Source organism: Enterobacter cloacae complex sp. P17RS, from assembly GCF_014895885.1.
Taxonomy (GTDB): Bacteria; Pseudomonadota; Gammaproteobacteria; order Enterobacterales; family Enterobacteriaceae; genus Enterobacter; species Enterobacter bugandensis.
Window position 1 is genome coordinate 150890 of sequence record NZ_JADBQK010000028.1, and the last position, 15479, is coordinate 166368.

17 protein-coding genes are annotated in these 15479 nt (G+C 53.1%); 6 read left to right on the top strand and 11 right to left on the bottom strand.

What is annotated here, in order from left to right; genetic code table 11:
• Positions 1 to 16: 16 nt before the first annotated feature.
• The 4 genes from IM265_RS19440 to IM265_RS19455 all read left to right on the top strand — a co-directional run bounded on the left by IM265_RS19440 (position 17) and on the right by IM265_RS19455 (position 4272).
• Positions 17 to 1393 (top strand): glycoside hydrolase family 1 protein, encoded by a 1377-nt coding sequence (locus tag IM265_RS19440; protein WP_193031512.1) that lies wholly within the window; start codon positions 17 to 19, stop codon positions 1391 to 1393.
• Positions 1394 to 1398: 5 nt separating this feature from the next.
• Positions 1399 to 1701: a PTS lactose/cellobiose transporter subunit IIA gene (locus IM265_RS19445; protein WP_028014979.1), complete on the top strand. Its 303-nt coding sequence runs from the start codon at positions 1399 to 1401 to the stop codon at positions 1699 to 1701.
• Positions 1702 to 1839: 138 nt separating this feature from the next.
• Entirely contained in the window at positions 1840 to 3219 is a 1380-nt protein-coding gene (locus IM265_RS19450; protein WP_193031510.1) for a carbohydrate porin, read from the top strand.
• Positions 3220 to 3366: 147 nt separating this feature from the next.
• Positions 3367 to 4272: an EamA family transporter gene (locus IM265_RS19455; RefSeq protein ID WP_193031508.1), complete on the top strand. Its 906-nt coding sequence runs from the start codon at positions 3367 to 3369 to the stop codon at positions 4270 to 4272.
• A gap of 48 nt (positions 4273 to 4320) precedes the next feature.
• On the opposite strand, the gene nepI is transcribed toward IM265_RS19455, so the two are convergent.
• Entirely contained in the window at positions 4321 to 5511 is a 1191-nt protein-coding gene (gene nepI, locus IM265_RS19460; RefSeq protein ID WP_063437537.1) for a purine ribonucleoside efflux pump NepI, read from the bottom strand.
• A gap of 207 nt (positions 5512 to 5718) precedes the next feature.
• Here nepI and IM265_RS19465 point away from each other — a divergent pair, with 207 nt between their 5' ends.
• A complete protein-coding gene (locus tag IM265_RS19465) occupies positions 5719 to 6717 on the top strand; it encodes an aldo/keto reductase (RefSeq protein WP_048959933.1) in 999 nt (332 codons plus the stop codon).
• 62 nt (positions 6718 to 6779) lie between these two features.
• On the opposite strand, the gene IM265_RS19470 is transcribed toward IM265_RS19465, so the two are convergent.
• Genes IM265_RS19470 through IM265_RS19505 form a run of 8 tightly spaced genes read right to left on the bottom strand, consistent with a single transcriptional unit; the run spans position 6780 to position 12704 of the window.
• Positions 6780 to 7955 (bottom strand): acetyl-CoA C-acetyltransferase, encoded by a 1176-nt coding sequence (locus IM265_RS19470; protein ID WP_193031506.1) that lies wholly within the window; start codon positions 7953 to 7955, stop codon positions 6780 to 6782.
• Positions 7952 to 8365 (bottom strand): carboxymuconolactone decarboxylase family protein, encoded by a 414-nt coding sequence (locus IM265_RS19475; RefSeq protein WP_028014973.1) that lies wholly within the window; start codon positions 8363 to 8365, stop codon positions 7952 to 7954. The genes IM265_RS19470 and IM265_RS19475 overlap by 4 nt, the downstream gene beginning before the upstream one ends.
• Entirely contained in the window at positions 8352 to 9572 is a 1221-nt protein-coding gene (locus IM265_RS19480; RefSeq protein WP_193031504.1) for an MFS transporter, read from the bottom strand. The genes IM265_RS19475 and IM265_RS19480 overlap by 14 nt, the downstream gene beginning before the upstream one ends.
• Positions 9573 to 9593: 21 nt before the next feature.
• Positions 9594 to 10244 carry an HAD family phosphatase gene (locus IM265_RS19485; protein WP_028014971.1) on the bottom strand — a complete coding sequence of 217 codons (651 nt, stop codon included), beginning with the start codon at positions 10242 to 10244 and terminating at the stop codon, positions 9594 to 9596.
• A 3-nt stretch (positions 10245 to 10247) separates the two neighbouring features.
• On the bottom strand, positions 10248 to 10472 hold the full coding sequence (locus IM265_RS19490; protein ID WP_041911708.1) for a 2-hydroxymuconate tautomerase: 225 nt from the start codon (positions 10470 to 10472) through the stop codon (positions 10248 to 10250).
• A 7-nt stretch (positions 10473 to 10479) separates the two neighbouring features.
• The gene (locus IM265_RS19495) at positions 10480 to 11313 is read right to left on the bottom strand and encodes a hypothetical protein (RefSeq protein WP_193031502.1); all 834 of its coding nucleotides are present in this window, start codon (positions 11311 to 11313) and stop codon (positions 10480 to 10482) included.
• Positions 11306 to 12082: an AfsA-related hotdog domain-containing protein gene (locus IM265_RS19500; RefSeq protein ID WP_048959936.1), complete on the bottom strand. Its 777-nt coding sequence runs from the start codon at positions 12080 to 12082 to the stop codon at positions 11306 to 11308. Before IM265_RS19500 ends, IM265_RS19495 begins: the two co-directional genes overlap by 8 nt.
• 10 nt (positions 12083 to 12092) lie before the next feature.
• Entirely contained in the window at positions 12093 to 12704 is a 612-nt protein-coding gene (locus IM265_RS19505; protein WP_045260828.1) for a hypothetical protein, read from the bottom strand.
• A 187-nt stretch (positions 12705 to 12891) separates the two neighbouring features.
• On the opposite strand from IM265_RS19505, the gene IM265_RS19510 reads away from it, so the two are divergent.
• On the top strand, positions 12892 to 13812 hold the full coding sequence (locus IM265_RS19510; protein ID WP_063943310.1) for a LysR family transcriptional regulator: 921 nt from the start codon (positions 12892 to 12894) through the stop codon (positions 13810 to 13812).
• On the opposite strand, the gene IM265_RS19515 is transcribed toward IM265_RS19510, so the two are convergent.
• Together IM265_RS19515 and IM265_RS19520 are read right to left on the bottom strand one after the other, a co-directional pair.
• Positions 13809 to 14261 carry a DUF1198 domain-containing protein gene (locus IM265_RS19515; RefSeq protein ID WP_028014965.1) on the bottom strand — a complete coding sequence of 151 codons (453 nt, stop codon included), beginning with the start codon at positions 14259 to 14261 and terminating at the stop codon, positions 13809 to 13811. The genes IM265_RS19510 and IM265_RS19515 overlap by 4 nt on opposite strands.
• A 151-nt stretch (positions 14262 to 14412) precedes the next feature.
• Positions 14413 to 15417 (bottom strand): alpha/beta fold hydrolase, encoded by a 1005-nt coding sequence (locus IM265_RS19520; RefSeq protein ID WP_047366717.1) that lies wholly within the window; start codon positions 15415 to 15417, stop codon positions 14413 to 14415.
• Positions 15418 to 15479 lie beyond the last annotated feature (62 nt).

The following is a 15479-nucleotide window of genomic DNA, read 5'->3' on the forward strand; positions in this document are numbered from 1 at the left end:
TCAAAGAGGAAAGGACATGAAATACGCATTTCCCGATAACTTCTGGTGGGGCAGCGCAAGCTCCGCTCTCCAGACCGAAGGGGCAAGAGAGGGGGAAACCACATGGGATTACTGGTTTACCCGCGAGCCGAACCGTTTTCACAACGGCGTGGGGCCGCAGCAGACCTCCACGTTTTATCAAAACTGGAAAACGGACATTCAGCTGTTAAAGCAGCTGAACCACAACAGCTTTCGTACCTCGATTAGCTGGGCACGCCTGATCCCCGACGGTATCGGTGAAGTGAACCCGGAAGCGGTCGATTTTTACAATCAGGTCATTGATGAGCTGAATGAACAGGGCATCACGCCGTTTATCACCCTGTTCCACTTCGACATGCCGATGGCGATGCAGGAGATCGGCGGCTGGGAAAACCGTGACGTGGTGGACGCTTACGCCCGCTATGCGCAGATCTGCTTCGAGCTGTTCGGCGATCGCGTGCTGCACTGGTTTACCTTCAACGAGCCGATCGTGCCGGTGGAAGGCGGTTATCTGTACGACTTCCACTATCCCAACGTGGTGGATTTCCGCCGGGCCGCCACCGTGGCGTATCACACCGTGCTGGCCCACGCGAAGGCCGTTCAGGCTTACCGCGCCGGACATTACGCGGGTGAGATCGGCATCGTGCTGAACCTGACGCCGTCCTACCCGCGCTCGCAGAACCCGGCAGACGTGAAGGCGGCGCACATCGCGGACCTGATGTTTAACCGCAGCTTCCTTGACCCGGTACTGCGCGGGGAGTATCCGGCCGACCTGGTGGCGTTGCTGAAATCCTACGATCAGTTGCCCGCCTGCAAGCCGGAAGACGGCTTCCTGATTGCGGAAGGGAAAATCGACCTGCTCGGCGTGAACTACTATCAGCCGCGTCGCGTGAAGTGTCGCGACAGCGCGGTGAACCCGCAGGCGCCGTTTATGCCGGAGTGGTTCTTTGATAACTACGAAATGCCGGGCCGCAAGATGAATCCCTACCGCGGCTGGGAAATCTACGAGCCGGGTATTTACGATATTCTGGTTAACCTGCGCGACAATTACGGCAACCCTCGCTGCTTTATTTCTGAAAACGGCATGGGCGTCGAAAATGAACAGCGCTTTATTGAAAATGGCCAGATTAACGATCAATACCGCATCGAGTTTATTTCTGAGCATTTAACGTGGCTGCACAAAGGTATTAGCGAAGGGTGCAATTGTCTTGGCTACCATATGTGGACGTTTATTGATAACTGGTCGTGGTGTAATGCCTATAAAAACCGCTACGGATTTATCCAGCTCGATTTAAAAACGCAGCAGCGCACCATTAAGAAAAGCGGAGAGTGGTTTGCCGCCACCGCCTTAAATAATAGTTTTGAAAAAGAGTAATAATGATGATCGCACTAGAAGAAGCCGTAATGGAAATTATCGTCAACGCCGGACAGTCCCGCAGCCTGTGCTTTGAAGCGCTGCACGCAGCGCGTCAGGGCAACTTTGACGAGGCCAAAAGCCTGCTGCACGAAGCCGACGGCTACGCGCGCCAGGCGCACAAGATGCAGACCAAACTGATCGAGCAGGATGCAGGCGAAGGCCGCCAGCCGATGACGTTAATCATGGTGCACGCGCAGGATCATTTAATGAATTCCTTATTAGCGCGTGAACTGTCTGAAGAAATTATTCATTTATATCAGAGATAGTCTATGGCGAAATAAAGTTAATGTAATACCTCTGTACCCTAAATAGAGATCCACTTGTTCTGATGATAGCGACATACTCTGTCAGATCGGAGCGGGATGGTTATTGTCTGAATAAAATTAAACTATATTGAGATAACCATGAATACGATTAAAAAACTTCCATTAACCATGGCGGTTATCGCCGCGCTTTGCCCAATTTCCGTACTTGCACAAGAATTTACCCAAGAGCAAATCGACGCCATTGTGGCGAAAGCGGTAGATAAAGCTCTGGCCGAGCGTCAGGCCAAAATGGATGCGGCGGTTGCGAAAAAAGCGGACGTGGTGACCGAGCCGCAAAGCGCGGCGCAATCCCCGGATATGGCGATCCCGTTCGGCATTAAATTTACCGGTTACGCCCGCTACGGCGCGCACTTCCAGGCCGCCGATCAGAAATACGTGGCGGTGGACGGCTCCTACAACGGCGCGTCCGCGATTGGTCGTCTGGGTAACGAAGGTAACGGCGGGGAATTCCAGCTCTCCAAGGCCTTCAAAGGGGACAACGGCGCCATCTGGGACATCAACGTGATGATCGACCACTGGGGCGACGAGGTTAACCTGAAAAAAGCCTACGCGGGGGTGACCAACATTATGGCCTCCAACCCAAATGCCTACTTCTGGGCCGGTCGTGACTTCCACCAGCGTCCGCAGCAGGGCATCAACGATTACTTCTGGATGAACCACGACGGCCAGGGCGCAGGCGTGAAGAACTTTGACATCGGCGGCGTGCAGTTTGACGTGGCTGCCGTGGCGGCAGTCGAATCCTGTAGTCCGGAAGTGATGGAAGATGAAGCGAACCCGTCGCGCATCACCTGTACCGGCGGTTCCGGCACGGGCGACAAGGGTAACTACGCCGCGACCTCCAAAATCCACGGCATGAAGCTCGGCCCGATCGACATGGAGCTGTACGCCAACTACGGCTTTGATTCGAAAGCGGTTGAAAGCGACGAACGCCTGAACGCCTGGCAGGGCGGCGTGGTGCTGAGCCACACCAACGAAAGCGGCGTGAACAAGGTGATCGCCCGCTACTCCGATAACGCGGATAACAGCGTGTTCAACAAAACCGAAGATCTGACCACGGTCTACGCCAGCTTCGAAGGGCTGTATAAATTCACCCAGGCCACGCAGGTGGAGTACATCCTCGCCTTCCACGACTACGACAACAGCCGCGATAAGACTGATAACCGCAAGAACTACAACGCCATCGTGCGCCCGATGCACTGGTGGAACGACGTTCACTCCACCTGGCTGGAAGCAGGCTGGCAGCACGTTGACTACGATAACGGCGGCGACAACAAGGGCTGGAAGCTGACCCTGTCGCAGAACATGTCTATCGCCATGGGGCCGGAGTTCCGTCCGATGCTGCGCTTCTACGTCACCGGCGGCAAAGTGGATAATGAACGCACCGCGCGCGTGAACAATACCAAAGACGAGACGCTCGACGACTTCAACGTCGGCGCGATGTGGGAGGCGTGGTTCTAAGGTCAACAACATGCCGGGTGGCGCTACGCTTACCCGGCCTACGGTTTTCCCCCTCTCCCCGTGGGAGAGGGCCGGGGTGAGGGCATCAGGCCGCACACAACCATGCTATGCTGTTGGCCAATTAACGACAACATAGCAGGGGAGAAAATGGGTTCCACACGCAAAGGGATGCTGAACGTCCTGATCGCCGCCGTTTTATGGGGCAGTTCCGGAGTTTGCGCGCAGTACATCATGGAGAAAAGCCACATTTCTTCGCCTTACCTGACCATGGTTCGCCTGCTGTTTACCGGCGTGATCCTGATGACGCTCTCCTTCGTTCACGGCGACAAGATTTTCTCGATCATCAAGCATCGTAAAGACGCCCTCAGTCTGCTGTTTTTCTCGCTGGTCGGCGCGCTCACCGTGCAGCTCACCTTCCTGCTGACGATTGAAAAATCCAACGCCGCTACGGCGACCGTGCTCCAGTTCCTGTCGCCGACCATCATTGTGGCGTGGTTCGCCCTGGCGCGGAAAACGCGTCCCGGCGTGTTTGTCCTGTCAGCGATTTTTACGTCGTTGATCGGCACCTTCCTGCTGGTGACCCACGGCGACCCAACCTCGCTCTCCATCTCCCCTGCCGCGCTGTTCTTCGGCATCGCCTCGGCGTTTGCCGCCGCGTTTTACACCACCTATCCGTCAGCGCTGATTGCCCGCTACGGCACGCTGCCGATTGTCGGCTGGAGCATGTTGATTGCCGGGTTAATGCTGACGCCGTTCTACGCCGGGCGCGGCACCACTTTCGTGATTGACGGCGGCCTGCTGCTGGCATTTTTCTACCTGGTGGTGATCGGCACGGCGCTGACGTTCAGCCTGTACCTGAAGGGCGCGCAGATGATTGGCGGGCCGAAGGCGAGCATTCTGAGCTGCGCCGAGCCGCTGAGCAGCGCGCTGCTGTCGGTGGTGTTGCTTGGCGTGGCGTTTACGCTGCCGGACTGGCTGGGGACGCTGCTGATCGTGTCGTCGGTGGTGCTGATTTCGATGGATTCGCGTAGAAGGGTTAAGGCATCGGCGTAGCCTGATGCCCTCACCCCAACCCTCTCCCACGGGAGAGGGAGAAAAACACTACTTCGCCTTAACCTTTCCCGCCACCAGCAGCGCGGTCAGCAGCATCAGCGTGCCGGAAATCACCAGCGGTGACGTCAGCCCCAGATGGTCGAGCGCCACGCCGCCAATGGCCGCACCGCAGGTGTTCGCCAGTTGGATCACCGCCACCTGAATCGACCCGGCTTTTTCCGCCTGATCGGCAAGCGTTCGGGTGATCCACGTCGACCAGCCCACCGGTACCAGCGCAAAGGCAAAGCCCCAGATAATCGCAATCGCCGAGGCAACCCATTTGTCGCTACCCCACAGAATCAGCACCGTGGCACTCACCGCCAGCAGCAACGGCGCACCCGCCAGCGCCACCTTCAGGGAGCGCTTCAGGAACTGGGACGACAGCGACGTGCCGATAAAGCTGGCGATACCGAAGCTCAGCAGCACCAGCGTCAGGCCGTCCACGTCAAAGCCCGCCATAGTCATAAACACCGGGCGGATGTAGGTGAAAAAGGCAAACTGCCCGGCAAAGGCCATAAAGATGGCGGTCATCCCCGCCAGCACGCCCGGACGCTTGAGCAGCGCGAACATGTTCTGTTTGTGGTGCGCCGCTTCGCCCGGCAGGGACGGCAGCGCCTTCCACACCCAGATAATGCAGAGCACACCCATCACTGCCGCCGCGTTAAAGACGTTACGCCAGCCGATAATCCCACCAAGGAAGCTGCCCAGCGGCGCGGCAATCACCAGCGCAATAGAGACCGCGCCGAAGATAACGGACAGCGCTTTTGGCACGGTGCGCGCGGGCACCAGGCGCATGGTCAGCGAGGCCGACATCGCCCAGAAGCCGCCTAATCCCAGCCCCAAACAGGCGCGACCGAGCAGCAGCAGGGTGAAGCTTTCCGCGAAAGAGACCAGCAGGCAGGAGAGCGTCAGCAGCACGCTGAACAGAATGACCACTTTGCGGCGATCAATCGCGCCAATCACCTGAGTGATAAACAGGCTGGCGAACATCGCCACAAAGGCGGTGACGGTAACGGACTGCCCCGCCACGCCTTCGGAAATGCCCAGATCCTGCGCCATCGGCGTCAGCAGGCTCACCGGCAGAAACTCAACGGTAATCAGGCAGGCGACGCAGAACGCCACGGAGAAAACCGCCGACCAGTTGGGGCGTGAAACCTCGCTGGTCTGCGGTCTGGTCGAGGGCTGGATATGTTCTGTCATGGCGTCACCTGAAGATAAAAACGTGCGGAAAAGTCGCGCAGTTTATCATCAAAAGTGTGACGAATTTAACGTTTAGACAACTTTTGTCGTTTTTAATGATTCGGAAGGCAGAGCGGCGGTGACTGATACCTTTTCAGCATAACGAAAATGAAAATTCAGTAACCACAATTGAGGTGAAACAATCATAGCGTCTGAAAAGGAGAAACTATGAAAACACGTACTTTATCTCAAAATCTTACCGTCAGTGCCGTCGGCTACGGTGCCATGGGTCTGAGTGAATTTTATGGCCAGACTGATGACAAAGGTTCACTGCAGGTATTGCATAACCTCATCGATCTGAACGTGACGTTTATTGATACCGCAAATTTATATGGCCGTGGCCATAATGAAAGGCTAATCGGTCACTTTCTTGCCGGGCTGGATAAAAACACTCGCGACCAGTTCAAAATCGCCACGAAGTGCGGCATCGATCGCTCTCCTGACGAGTCCTACGCCCGCACCATCAACAATACGCCGGACTATATCATCCGCTGCTGTAACGAATCCCTTAAGCGGCTTGGCGTGGAGCGAATCGACCTCTTTTATCTTCACAGAGTGAGCAACGCAACCCCGATCGAAGAGAGTATGGATTGTCTGCGCACCCTTGTTAAAGAGGGCAAGATCAACCACATCGGCCTTTGCGAAGTGTCGGCTTCAACGCTGCAACGGGCTCATGCGGTGCATCCGGTCACCGCATTGCAAACAGAATATTCTCTGTGGACACGAGACATCGAGGAAAACATTTTGCCGGTCGTGAAAGCGCTAGGTATCGGCCTGGTGCCCTACTCACCTCTTGGCAGAGGCTTCCTGACGGGAAAATACCTGAACAACAACGATTTTGCAGAAGGTGATTTCCGCAAGCATAACGAACGATTTGTTCAGTCCAGCCTCGATCATAATCGCCAGTTGCTCGATATCATTACCCCGCTGGCGACAAAATACGGCTGTACCGCAGGTCAGATTGCGCTTGCCTGGCTGTTAGCACAATACGATCGGCTGGTTCCCATTCCGGGTACTAAGCACGTCAGCTATCTGGCCGAGAACGCGCGCGCTGCCGATATTGTGCTTGAGAAGAGCGATATCGAATCGTTGAACAACCTTCATCGCCGGGTAGCGATTAAAGGCGATCGTTATTCTGCCGAGGGTATGAAGGGCGTGAATGCCTGATACACCATCTTGAAAATAAAAAACCGGGTTTCCCCGGTTTTTTTATATCCACAGATACGCCGTTAGCGATAAACGCTCAACGCGACGCCTTCCCCGCCGCCAACGCACAGTGCGGCAACGCCACGCCTGGCATCATTACGGATCAGGGAATGAACCAGCGTCACCAAAATTCGGCAGCCGGATGCACCTATCGCATGCCCAAGCGCGATTGCTCCGCCGTATGGATTGATACGATCCGGGGAAATCCCGGCCTGCTGAATCACGGCCAGCGCCTGGGCGGCAAACGCTTCGTTGGATTCGAGATGATCCACATCCTCAGGCTTCCATCCCGAGCGGGAAAGACAGTCGGCAATGGCCTGAATCGGGGCTGCACCCATTAATGCAGGCTGGATACCGGAATTGGAAAATACGCCCAGCGATGCCAGAACCGGCAAACCACGTGCTTCGGCAGTCTCACGCGTACAAAGCAGGACCGCCGCGGCACCGTCATTCAACGATGAAGCATTTCCCGCCGTCACCGTACCCTCTTTTCGGAAGACAGGCTTTAGTTTCGTCAATTTTTCGATACTGGTTGCACGGGGTCCTTCATCCCTCTCCACGCTGATCGTTTCACCTTTTCGCGTCTGCCACTCAACCGGGACAATTTCACGCTCAAAAATGCCACGCGCCTGCGCTTCAAGCGCATTGTGGTGAGAGACAAGGGCATATTCATCCTGCATTTCGCGGCTGATACTAAACTCCGTCGCAACATTCTCTGCAGTGATACCCATGTGATAATCGTTGAAGGCATCCCAGAGCCCGTCAGAAACCAGGCTATCTTTGAGAGTAATATCACCCAGCCGCGTTCCGCTACGCGACGTCGTGGCGATATGCGGCGCGTTGGACATACTCTCCTGACCACCTGCGATAACAAACTCAGCCTCACCCGTCTGCAGCGCCTGCATGCCAAGATGGACCGCCTTAAGCCCGGACCCGCACACTTTGTTTACCGTCAGACATTGCGTATCTACGGGCAATCCAGCATTCAGTGCCGACTGTCGGGCCGGGTTCTGGCCGCACCCCGCAGTAAGAACCTGTCCCATAATGACCTGAGAGATATCACTGGCTTCTACGCCAGATTCTTTCAGGAGCGCCTGAATGACGCGGCTTCCCAGGTCAGAGGCTGAATGCTCCGCAAGCGCGCCCTGAAATGCGCCCGTCGCCGTGCGGCGGGCTGCAATAATAACAATCTCGCTCATGCGTCACTTCCCTTCAGTCCTGGCAAAGTATGGCCCGTCGCGGCCATTGCCGCGCGGTATGCAGTAAGACCATTCATGCAGGCGGGAACGCCAGCATATACCGCCATCTGTATCACTATTTCAAGCAGCTCTTCCGGCGTCACGCCGGTATTGAGCGCGCCTCGCATATGCAGTTCTAGCTGCGGCATGGCATTACCCAGCGTCACAAGCGAGGCGACGGTCAACATTTCGCGCGTTTTGAGATCCAGTCCCGGACGACCCACCACATCCCCGAACGCATAGTCGGTAATCAGGGCGGGCAGCCCCGGGTCCAGCTCGCTCAGGCGGCGGGTGACTTTATCCGCAAGCCCCGCTTCAAGACGGTCCATAATCTCTCTGCCATAGCGCGTGCGGTCATTAATTTGACTCATAAGATTTCTCCATACGGGATTGTTTTGCGGTCAACGTTGCCGGAATAACCGCGACAAGCAGAACGGACAGACCGATGGCCGTACCGGCGACGATATACAGGAGCGGCATTGAAAATGATGAAACCATCCAGGCACCGACTGACGCACCGATACCAATGGCGGTATTGAAAAATGAAACGTAGATTGCGGAGGCCGGGAAGGCTTTATCCTCTGCCATACGTAAAACCCACGTCTGGAAACCGACAAATATTCCTGATACGGCGACACCCCAGACAACCATACTGGTAAATATCAACGCAGCAGAGAGCGAGGAACCAGACAGGCCCAGGAACAGCAGCACTGCACAGATCAGCAGTACAGACAAAGAGACCGTCAGCTTGAGATACTTATCAATCAACACGCCGGTCAGGAAATTACCTGCCAGACCCGCGATGCCGTAAACAAAAAGCACAGCAGGAATAATGGTGGTGGACAGTAAACTCTGCGTGTGTAGCCAGGGTTCAATGTACGTAAAGGCAGCAAAGTGAGCCGTCACAGCCAGCAAGGTTGCTGAGTAAATTTTCCATAATGTTGACGATTTCAGCACGCCTTTAAGCGCATCCAGCCCGAGCGCGCTTTTGCAGGTAATCCTGGGAACAAGAACGCTAATACCCACAAAGGCAATTACGCTCAGCGCGGCCATCAGCCAAAATGCCTGCCGCCAGCCGAAGTGAATACCAATATAGTTGGATACCGGTACGCCAAAAACGCTTGCTGCGGAAACACCACCAAATACGATTGACGTCGCCGCCCCTATATATCTGGCAGGGACCATAGCCACCGCCGTTGCGCCGATCATCGCCCAGAATGCGCCGTGAGCGAGCGCTCCCAGTACGCGGGCGCTAAGCAGCATGCTATAGACGTTTACCGTCGCAGCCATAACGTTAGAGATCAGAAGTACCACGGTGAGCACAAGTAAAAGCCGCTTCCTGGACACATTCCCTAAAAAGACGGAGGCAAACAGCGCACTCAACGCCCCTACCCAGGCATAAAGCGACACGGTCATGCCCACCGCAGATTCCGAAGACTGTAGCCCCTCTGCGATTGGCGTTAATAATCCGACTGGCGCCAGTTCGGTGGTGACAATAGTAAAGGTTGAAATAGCCAGAATGAATAAAGCTAGCCATGACCTTAACGTCATATTCTGCGGAGTGAGTTCTGAAGTCATACTACTTACCTCAATAAGGATTTAAATAATGTGCCAATTTTTTTCAGTTGCATATCTGGTAAGCGCGGAATGCTCTCCCACACAGACGGGATGGCCAGTGGCTTCCAGCATTGGAATATCCGAAAGATCGTCGCCGTAGGCATAACAATCCACGGGGTTAATCTCTTTATCATCGCAAAAGGCGATAAGCGCGTCTTTTTTACCTGTTCCAATTGTTTGAGGCAGGCCAATTTCACCCGTCAACTCACCTTCGTCATTTATTATCACCGGCGCACAGAGTACTTCCGTTACTCCAAGATATTTTGCAATGGGTGAAAGAATCGGAAGCATAGAGCCCGATATAAATACGGTATACATGTTCTGGTTCTGATGTTTTTTAAGGGCTGAAACAGCACTCTCAATAAAAAAATCGCTTTCCAGCTTACGCCTGAACCACTTCTCACCCATTTCTTCCAGATAACGACAAGACACACCTTTAAACTGACGATAATAATCTCTGTTCAGGGCTTCCCTTGGCACGCCGTTTTTCACGTCGGTGCGAAAACGCGACATATAGCGTTGAAGACGATCGTTTTGATTATTTTCCCTGCACCAGAAATCATAGAAATCAAACATGCTTTTAATATTTATAAGCGTTTCATCAACATCAAAAAAAGCGGCATGTTTACGCAAACTTTATTCCTCGTAGTTTTTTCTTCGACTCTTAACCGGAAAATCTCTATCCGTACCAGACACGCCTGCATCCGCCCAGCGGGAAGGCGCAATTTCAGAAACCACCACGGAAATTTTATCCAGCGGCGCACCCGTGTTTTTGTGAACGGCAAATGTAATATCTTCCTGGAGTCTGATGATTTGATTTTCATCTTTCGCAGGCCAGGTCATAACATGAACAAATGGCATATTTTTCTCACTCTATAGTTGTAAATTCATCGAAGGAACGGCCTTTGAGTTTTAAATGGGCATGGATATCGCCTCCAAGACCATACAAGCCAATTGCACCGCCGTAGCTCTGACGCGAGCTCATATAAAGTACGACTACGTTAATAATTCTGTTTCCTTTCCTCGCCGGAGCCGGGAAAGGATCGGTTAACTCTGCCCAATATTCGGCATTACCTTCGCTATCGGTTATAAATACGTTGGGTATTCCCAGCGGACCTGGCCTGCTCGGATCCTCCGAGGCTAGGTCGTTTTCCCTGAGACTCATCACGGTGTAAACGCTATCCGGAACAAGGCTCCGGAACGAAAACGTAAACCGGGCTCGTTTCTTATCTTCGGACAATGTGACCTCAAAGGTGCCTTCTGCCTCGAGCCAGGCAGCGAGGGTCACTGGCTCGATCTCTCGCTTTCCATCGCTGCTGCGATAATCCGCGATATAGCCTTCATGAAGTGGCAGGCCAGGCCTTATTTCATTATTGGCCTGCGGCCGCTGTTCTGGTGCGAAAACCATCCGATAGTTGTTCATCGGAATGGGTAAAGGAAGAGTATGAAGAATGATGTCCTTCAACGCGTCCTGAGGCATCTTGTCCAGATCGCACAGAATGTTATAGGGTGCGACTTCCCCAAATGCCGGAAGCGGGCTGTCCGGAGAGACAATGACGCTTCGCCACTGCAGTCCGTTATCCCCTGGCACCATGCCCACCACGACAAAATTACCCTTCCCGTCCATGACCTCCGCAGGGGGGTAAAGCGGCCCCTGCGTGGTCGCAGCCAGACGGTATTTCTGGCTACGTAATTCAGGCATGCGTTACCCCCTGAGTCACCCCTTGCTGCTCAATAAGGGTCGCCTGCATGGCAACCTCAGCCAGAGATTTCTCTTTCTCTGTAATCAGGGCGGAAGGATAGACGGTGAACGAGACATCCATTGTCGCGCAAAGCGTTTGGTGCTGAGTGACGCGAACCTGAGCCTTGAAACGTCCCCGGCGGTCGTTAATATCTTTTTCAAGAAATTCAAAGTGGACCAGCGCCGGTAAAGGGAACAGGAAACTGGCGAAATTGATTGCCATGCTATTAATGACGTAATAGCGTCCACTTTCCTGTGGGTAAATAAATTCTTCGGTGACACCGATAAAGGCCTGTCGGCTGGCTTCAACCAGGAGCATTCCCTGAATATGCTGCCCCGTCTGATGATCCGCCATCAATTCGCAACGCTCATCGATTAACAGCGGCATCGCATAAAGATCGTGGTTATGCTCAGCTTGTTCCGCAGGTCCTATAAGTACATTCTGTTCCAGTCTTTTATGGCAATAAGCATTTTTTTTGTCGCTAACCAGTTTTTCCAGAGAGCACATTTTTAACTTATTACCATGAATCGCATTTCTTGCCTGGTTTGAAATTACCTTTCCGGCAAAATCCTTGCGCACGCCCTGCCCAACAATAATTTCATGTTCTTTATCAATGATATTCGCAGGGATTTGAGTCAATAATTCTAGCTGAGATATAGTCAGTACATCTTTACCATTGGCAAATTCATTAAATTTATCGCCAACAACTACCAACTTTTTACAGTTCATTCATTGTCCCTCAACAACAGCAAGCACGATAGATACGTGTATAAAGGCCGTCATTACCGCCAGTAATAAAGTTATCGCCGGCCTGTTGAATGATTTCCTGATAACGCGCATTGGTAAATGCTTCTTTATATGCTGCTTTATCACCGTTGAATGAGGAGATAAACATTACACCCGGAACGCCGCTGATCAGTGAATGAAATGCTTCGAAACTTTCAATCTTATCTTTGTTATCTCTTACAACATTAAAAATGGTTTCATCGCGCCACTGACGGTACTGCTGATAGTTATGCGCAGGCACTTCGACGTGTCGGAGTTGAATATAATTTGATTGTGGCAAGCTATTTTTATTATCAATTGGGGATTCAACAAACTTAAGCAGTTCGCGACGGATATCGGCAGAAAGAACCTCAGAGAAACGATGGAACATGGATTCCATTTCACTTTCAACCCATGCAATTTCTTTAATATCGTTGAATGCGCGTAATTCCAGCAATTCATTAACGCCGTTTTCTTCACAGGTATAGTAGCGAACGTTTTCATTGCTTTTTAAGGAAGTAAATTCTTTTTCAGAAAAAGTGTTTTTTAATGGGAAGCGTGATACCAGTACATATTTAGACGACATAATTACTCCGAGTATTGATTAAGTGAGGATTCGGATAGAAATTTATCAATACAGGAAACTATTGGAATTGTTAAATTTGTAATATATTTTTTGTATTACTGTTAAAACGGGTTTTGCTGCCAGCATTTAGCGTGTAATATCGAAATGGAAAAAAGACGAAATACCTTTTCGCATTTAGGACCCACGTATGGCTACAGCAGAACATTTAATCAGCAATAACCTGCCCAGTATCAAACAATTACAATGCTTTCTCGCTGTTGCACATGAACTGAACTTTCGTAAGGCTGCCGAACGTCTGCGCATGACTCAACCGCCTCTGACGCGTCAGATAAAATGCCTTGAAGCGGTGTTGAAACGTCAGTTGTTCAGTCGCAGTACGCATGACGTTAGCCTCACTGAAGCAGGCCGAGCGCTGGTCGTTCAGGCAGAAAAAATACTCAAAGACATCAGCAGCTTAAAAGAAGATCCTCACTCTTCAGAAACGAATCTGCGCATCGGTCTCACGCGCACGCTTAATTTTGAATATATTGAACCTGTAAATACCCAGCTTCAAAAAATGAACGCCGGAGATGACGTTGAAACGCCCGACCTGACGTCAGCACAGCTGCTGCAAAGCTTGTCTAAAAATATGCTGGATCTGGTGCTGACCGGGGAAAGAGGAACGGGTCATGAAGACATTGTTCAATACCGCTGGGTCTGCCAGGAACCGTTGCTCATCGCAATGCCTTCTTTACATCCTGCCAGTCTGAAAGAGAAAGTCTCGCTGGAAGACATTAGCGATCTTCCACTTTTTTGGTTTTCGAGAAGCGCTAATCCGTCATTCTATGACAAATGCGAAAGCTACTTTGACACGCTGAAAACGCCGCTGAAGCGTATTAAAGAGCCGGATGATTCCCTCGTGATGCTAAGCCGTATCGCAAGAGGGAAAGGGTTTGCGCTGCTGCCTCAGTCAAAATGCACCTTCAATCAGGAGGGGCTATGCTATCGCGAACTAACGGACGATGAGGCAAAGAGATTAAATATTGATATCTATGCCGCAACCCGCCTCAATGAAAACAGAGAGGAGATCCTGAACGCTCAGAATATCTTGTGCGGCAAAAAGGCTTAATGCAGATAAAACACACCTTCTTCCGGCAGAAATAGCTGGTTATAGCGCAGCTGGAAGGCGTTCAGCTCCTGCGGATCGGGCTCCATTTCGCGCATAAAGCCAAGTGCCAGACGAATTTGCGCATCGGTAATGGGTGCGGCAAGGCGGGCTTTACGCAGCATACGGTGCCAGGTATGCAGATTCTCTTCGCTACCGTCGACAATACAGACCTGCCAGATGAGCAGCACCTGCGCGGCGTTTTGCAGATGCGCCTCGTCAGGCCGCTCAAGGTAGCGGATAAATTCATTGCCCGGTGTTTTACCGAACTGGTCAATCATCGACTCGATCGGCATCGGGGTAATCCCCAGCCGTTCGCTTAAACGTTTGATGGCGCGGCGGGAATCTGAGGTCAGGACGCGAAATCCCACCACAAACACCACGGCAAGCGTTGCCAGCATTATCCAGACCATGCGTTCTCCTTAGACTAGCCGCTCATCATAGCGGGAAACGCAGCGTGTCGACAGCGGGTACGGCCAGAATAGTGAACCGAAAAAAGCTGGATAAATGCGATGAAAGCAATCCCGCGCAGGCGTGGCTGCGCGGGCTGTTGCTGGAGACCCGTCAGCGCGCCTGAAGCCCCTTCAACAGCGCCTCGTGAAAGCGTGCGGGATCCTGCATCTGCGGCGCGTGGCCCATGTCGTTAAACTCCACCAGCGTCGCGTGCGGGATGCGCTTCGCCGTCTCTTTGCCCAGCACCGCATAGTTGCCGAGCGTCTTGCGGACCTCCGGCGGGGCGAGGTCTTTCCCGATGGCGGTGTTGTCCTTCGTGCCGATCATCAATAATACCGGCATCTTCAGGTCGCTAAATTCATAGATGACCGGCTGGGTGTAGATCATGTCGTAGAGCAGCGCCGAGTTCCACGCCACGCGCGCTTTGCCCGGCCCGTTGTTCAACCCGGCAAGCATGGTCACCCAGCGCTCGTATTCCGGCTTCCACTCCCCGGCGTAGTAGGTGTTTTTCTCGTACTGACGAATGCCATCGGCGCTGACCTTCAGCTCGCGCTGGTACCACTGGTCAACCGTGATATGCGGCACGCCGCGGGCTTTCCAGTCTTCCAGGCCTATCGGGTTCACCATCACCAGCTGCTCTACCTGCTGCGGCCACATTAGCGCGTAGCGGGTTGCCAGCATGCCGCCGGTCGAGTGGCCGATAACCGTCGCGCGATCGACGCCAAGCGATGTGAGCAGCGCGTGGGTATTGTCCGCCAGCTGCTGGAAGGTGTACTGATAATGCGCCGGCTTGGTGGATTTACAGAAACCGATCTGGTCGGGTGCGATCACGCGATACCCGCTGGCCGACAGCGCGCGGATTGTGCCGTCCCAGGTGCCGGCGCAGAAGTTTTTGCCGTGCATCAGCACCACGGTGCGTCCGTTGGGTTTTTCCGGCTTCACGTCCAGGTAAGCCATATCCAGAGACTGGTTTTGCGAGGTAAAGGTAAAGTGTTTTACCGGCCAGCCGTAGTCGAAACCTTCCAGCTTCTCGCCGTAGGTGGGGGCATCCGCAGCCATTGCGGGGGACGCCAGCGCCATCAGCAGCGCCAGGCAGGACAATCGTCGGGTTAACATGCAAGCTCTCCGTTAGCAAAAGGGGCTAAGGCTGCACGAAAGGCGGCAGCAAAAAACACTGT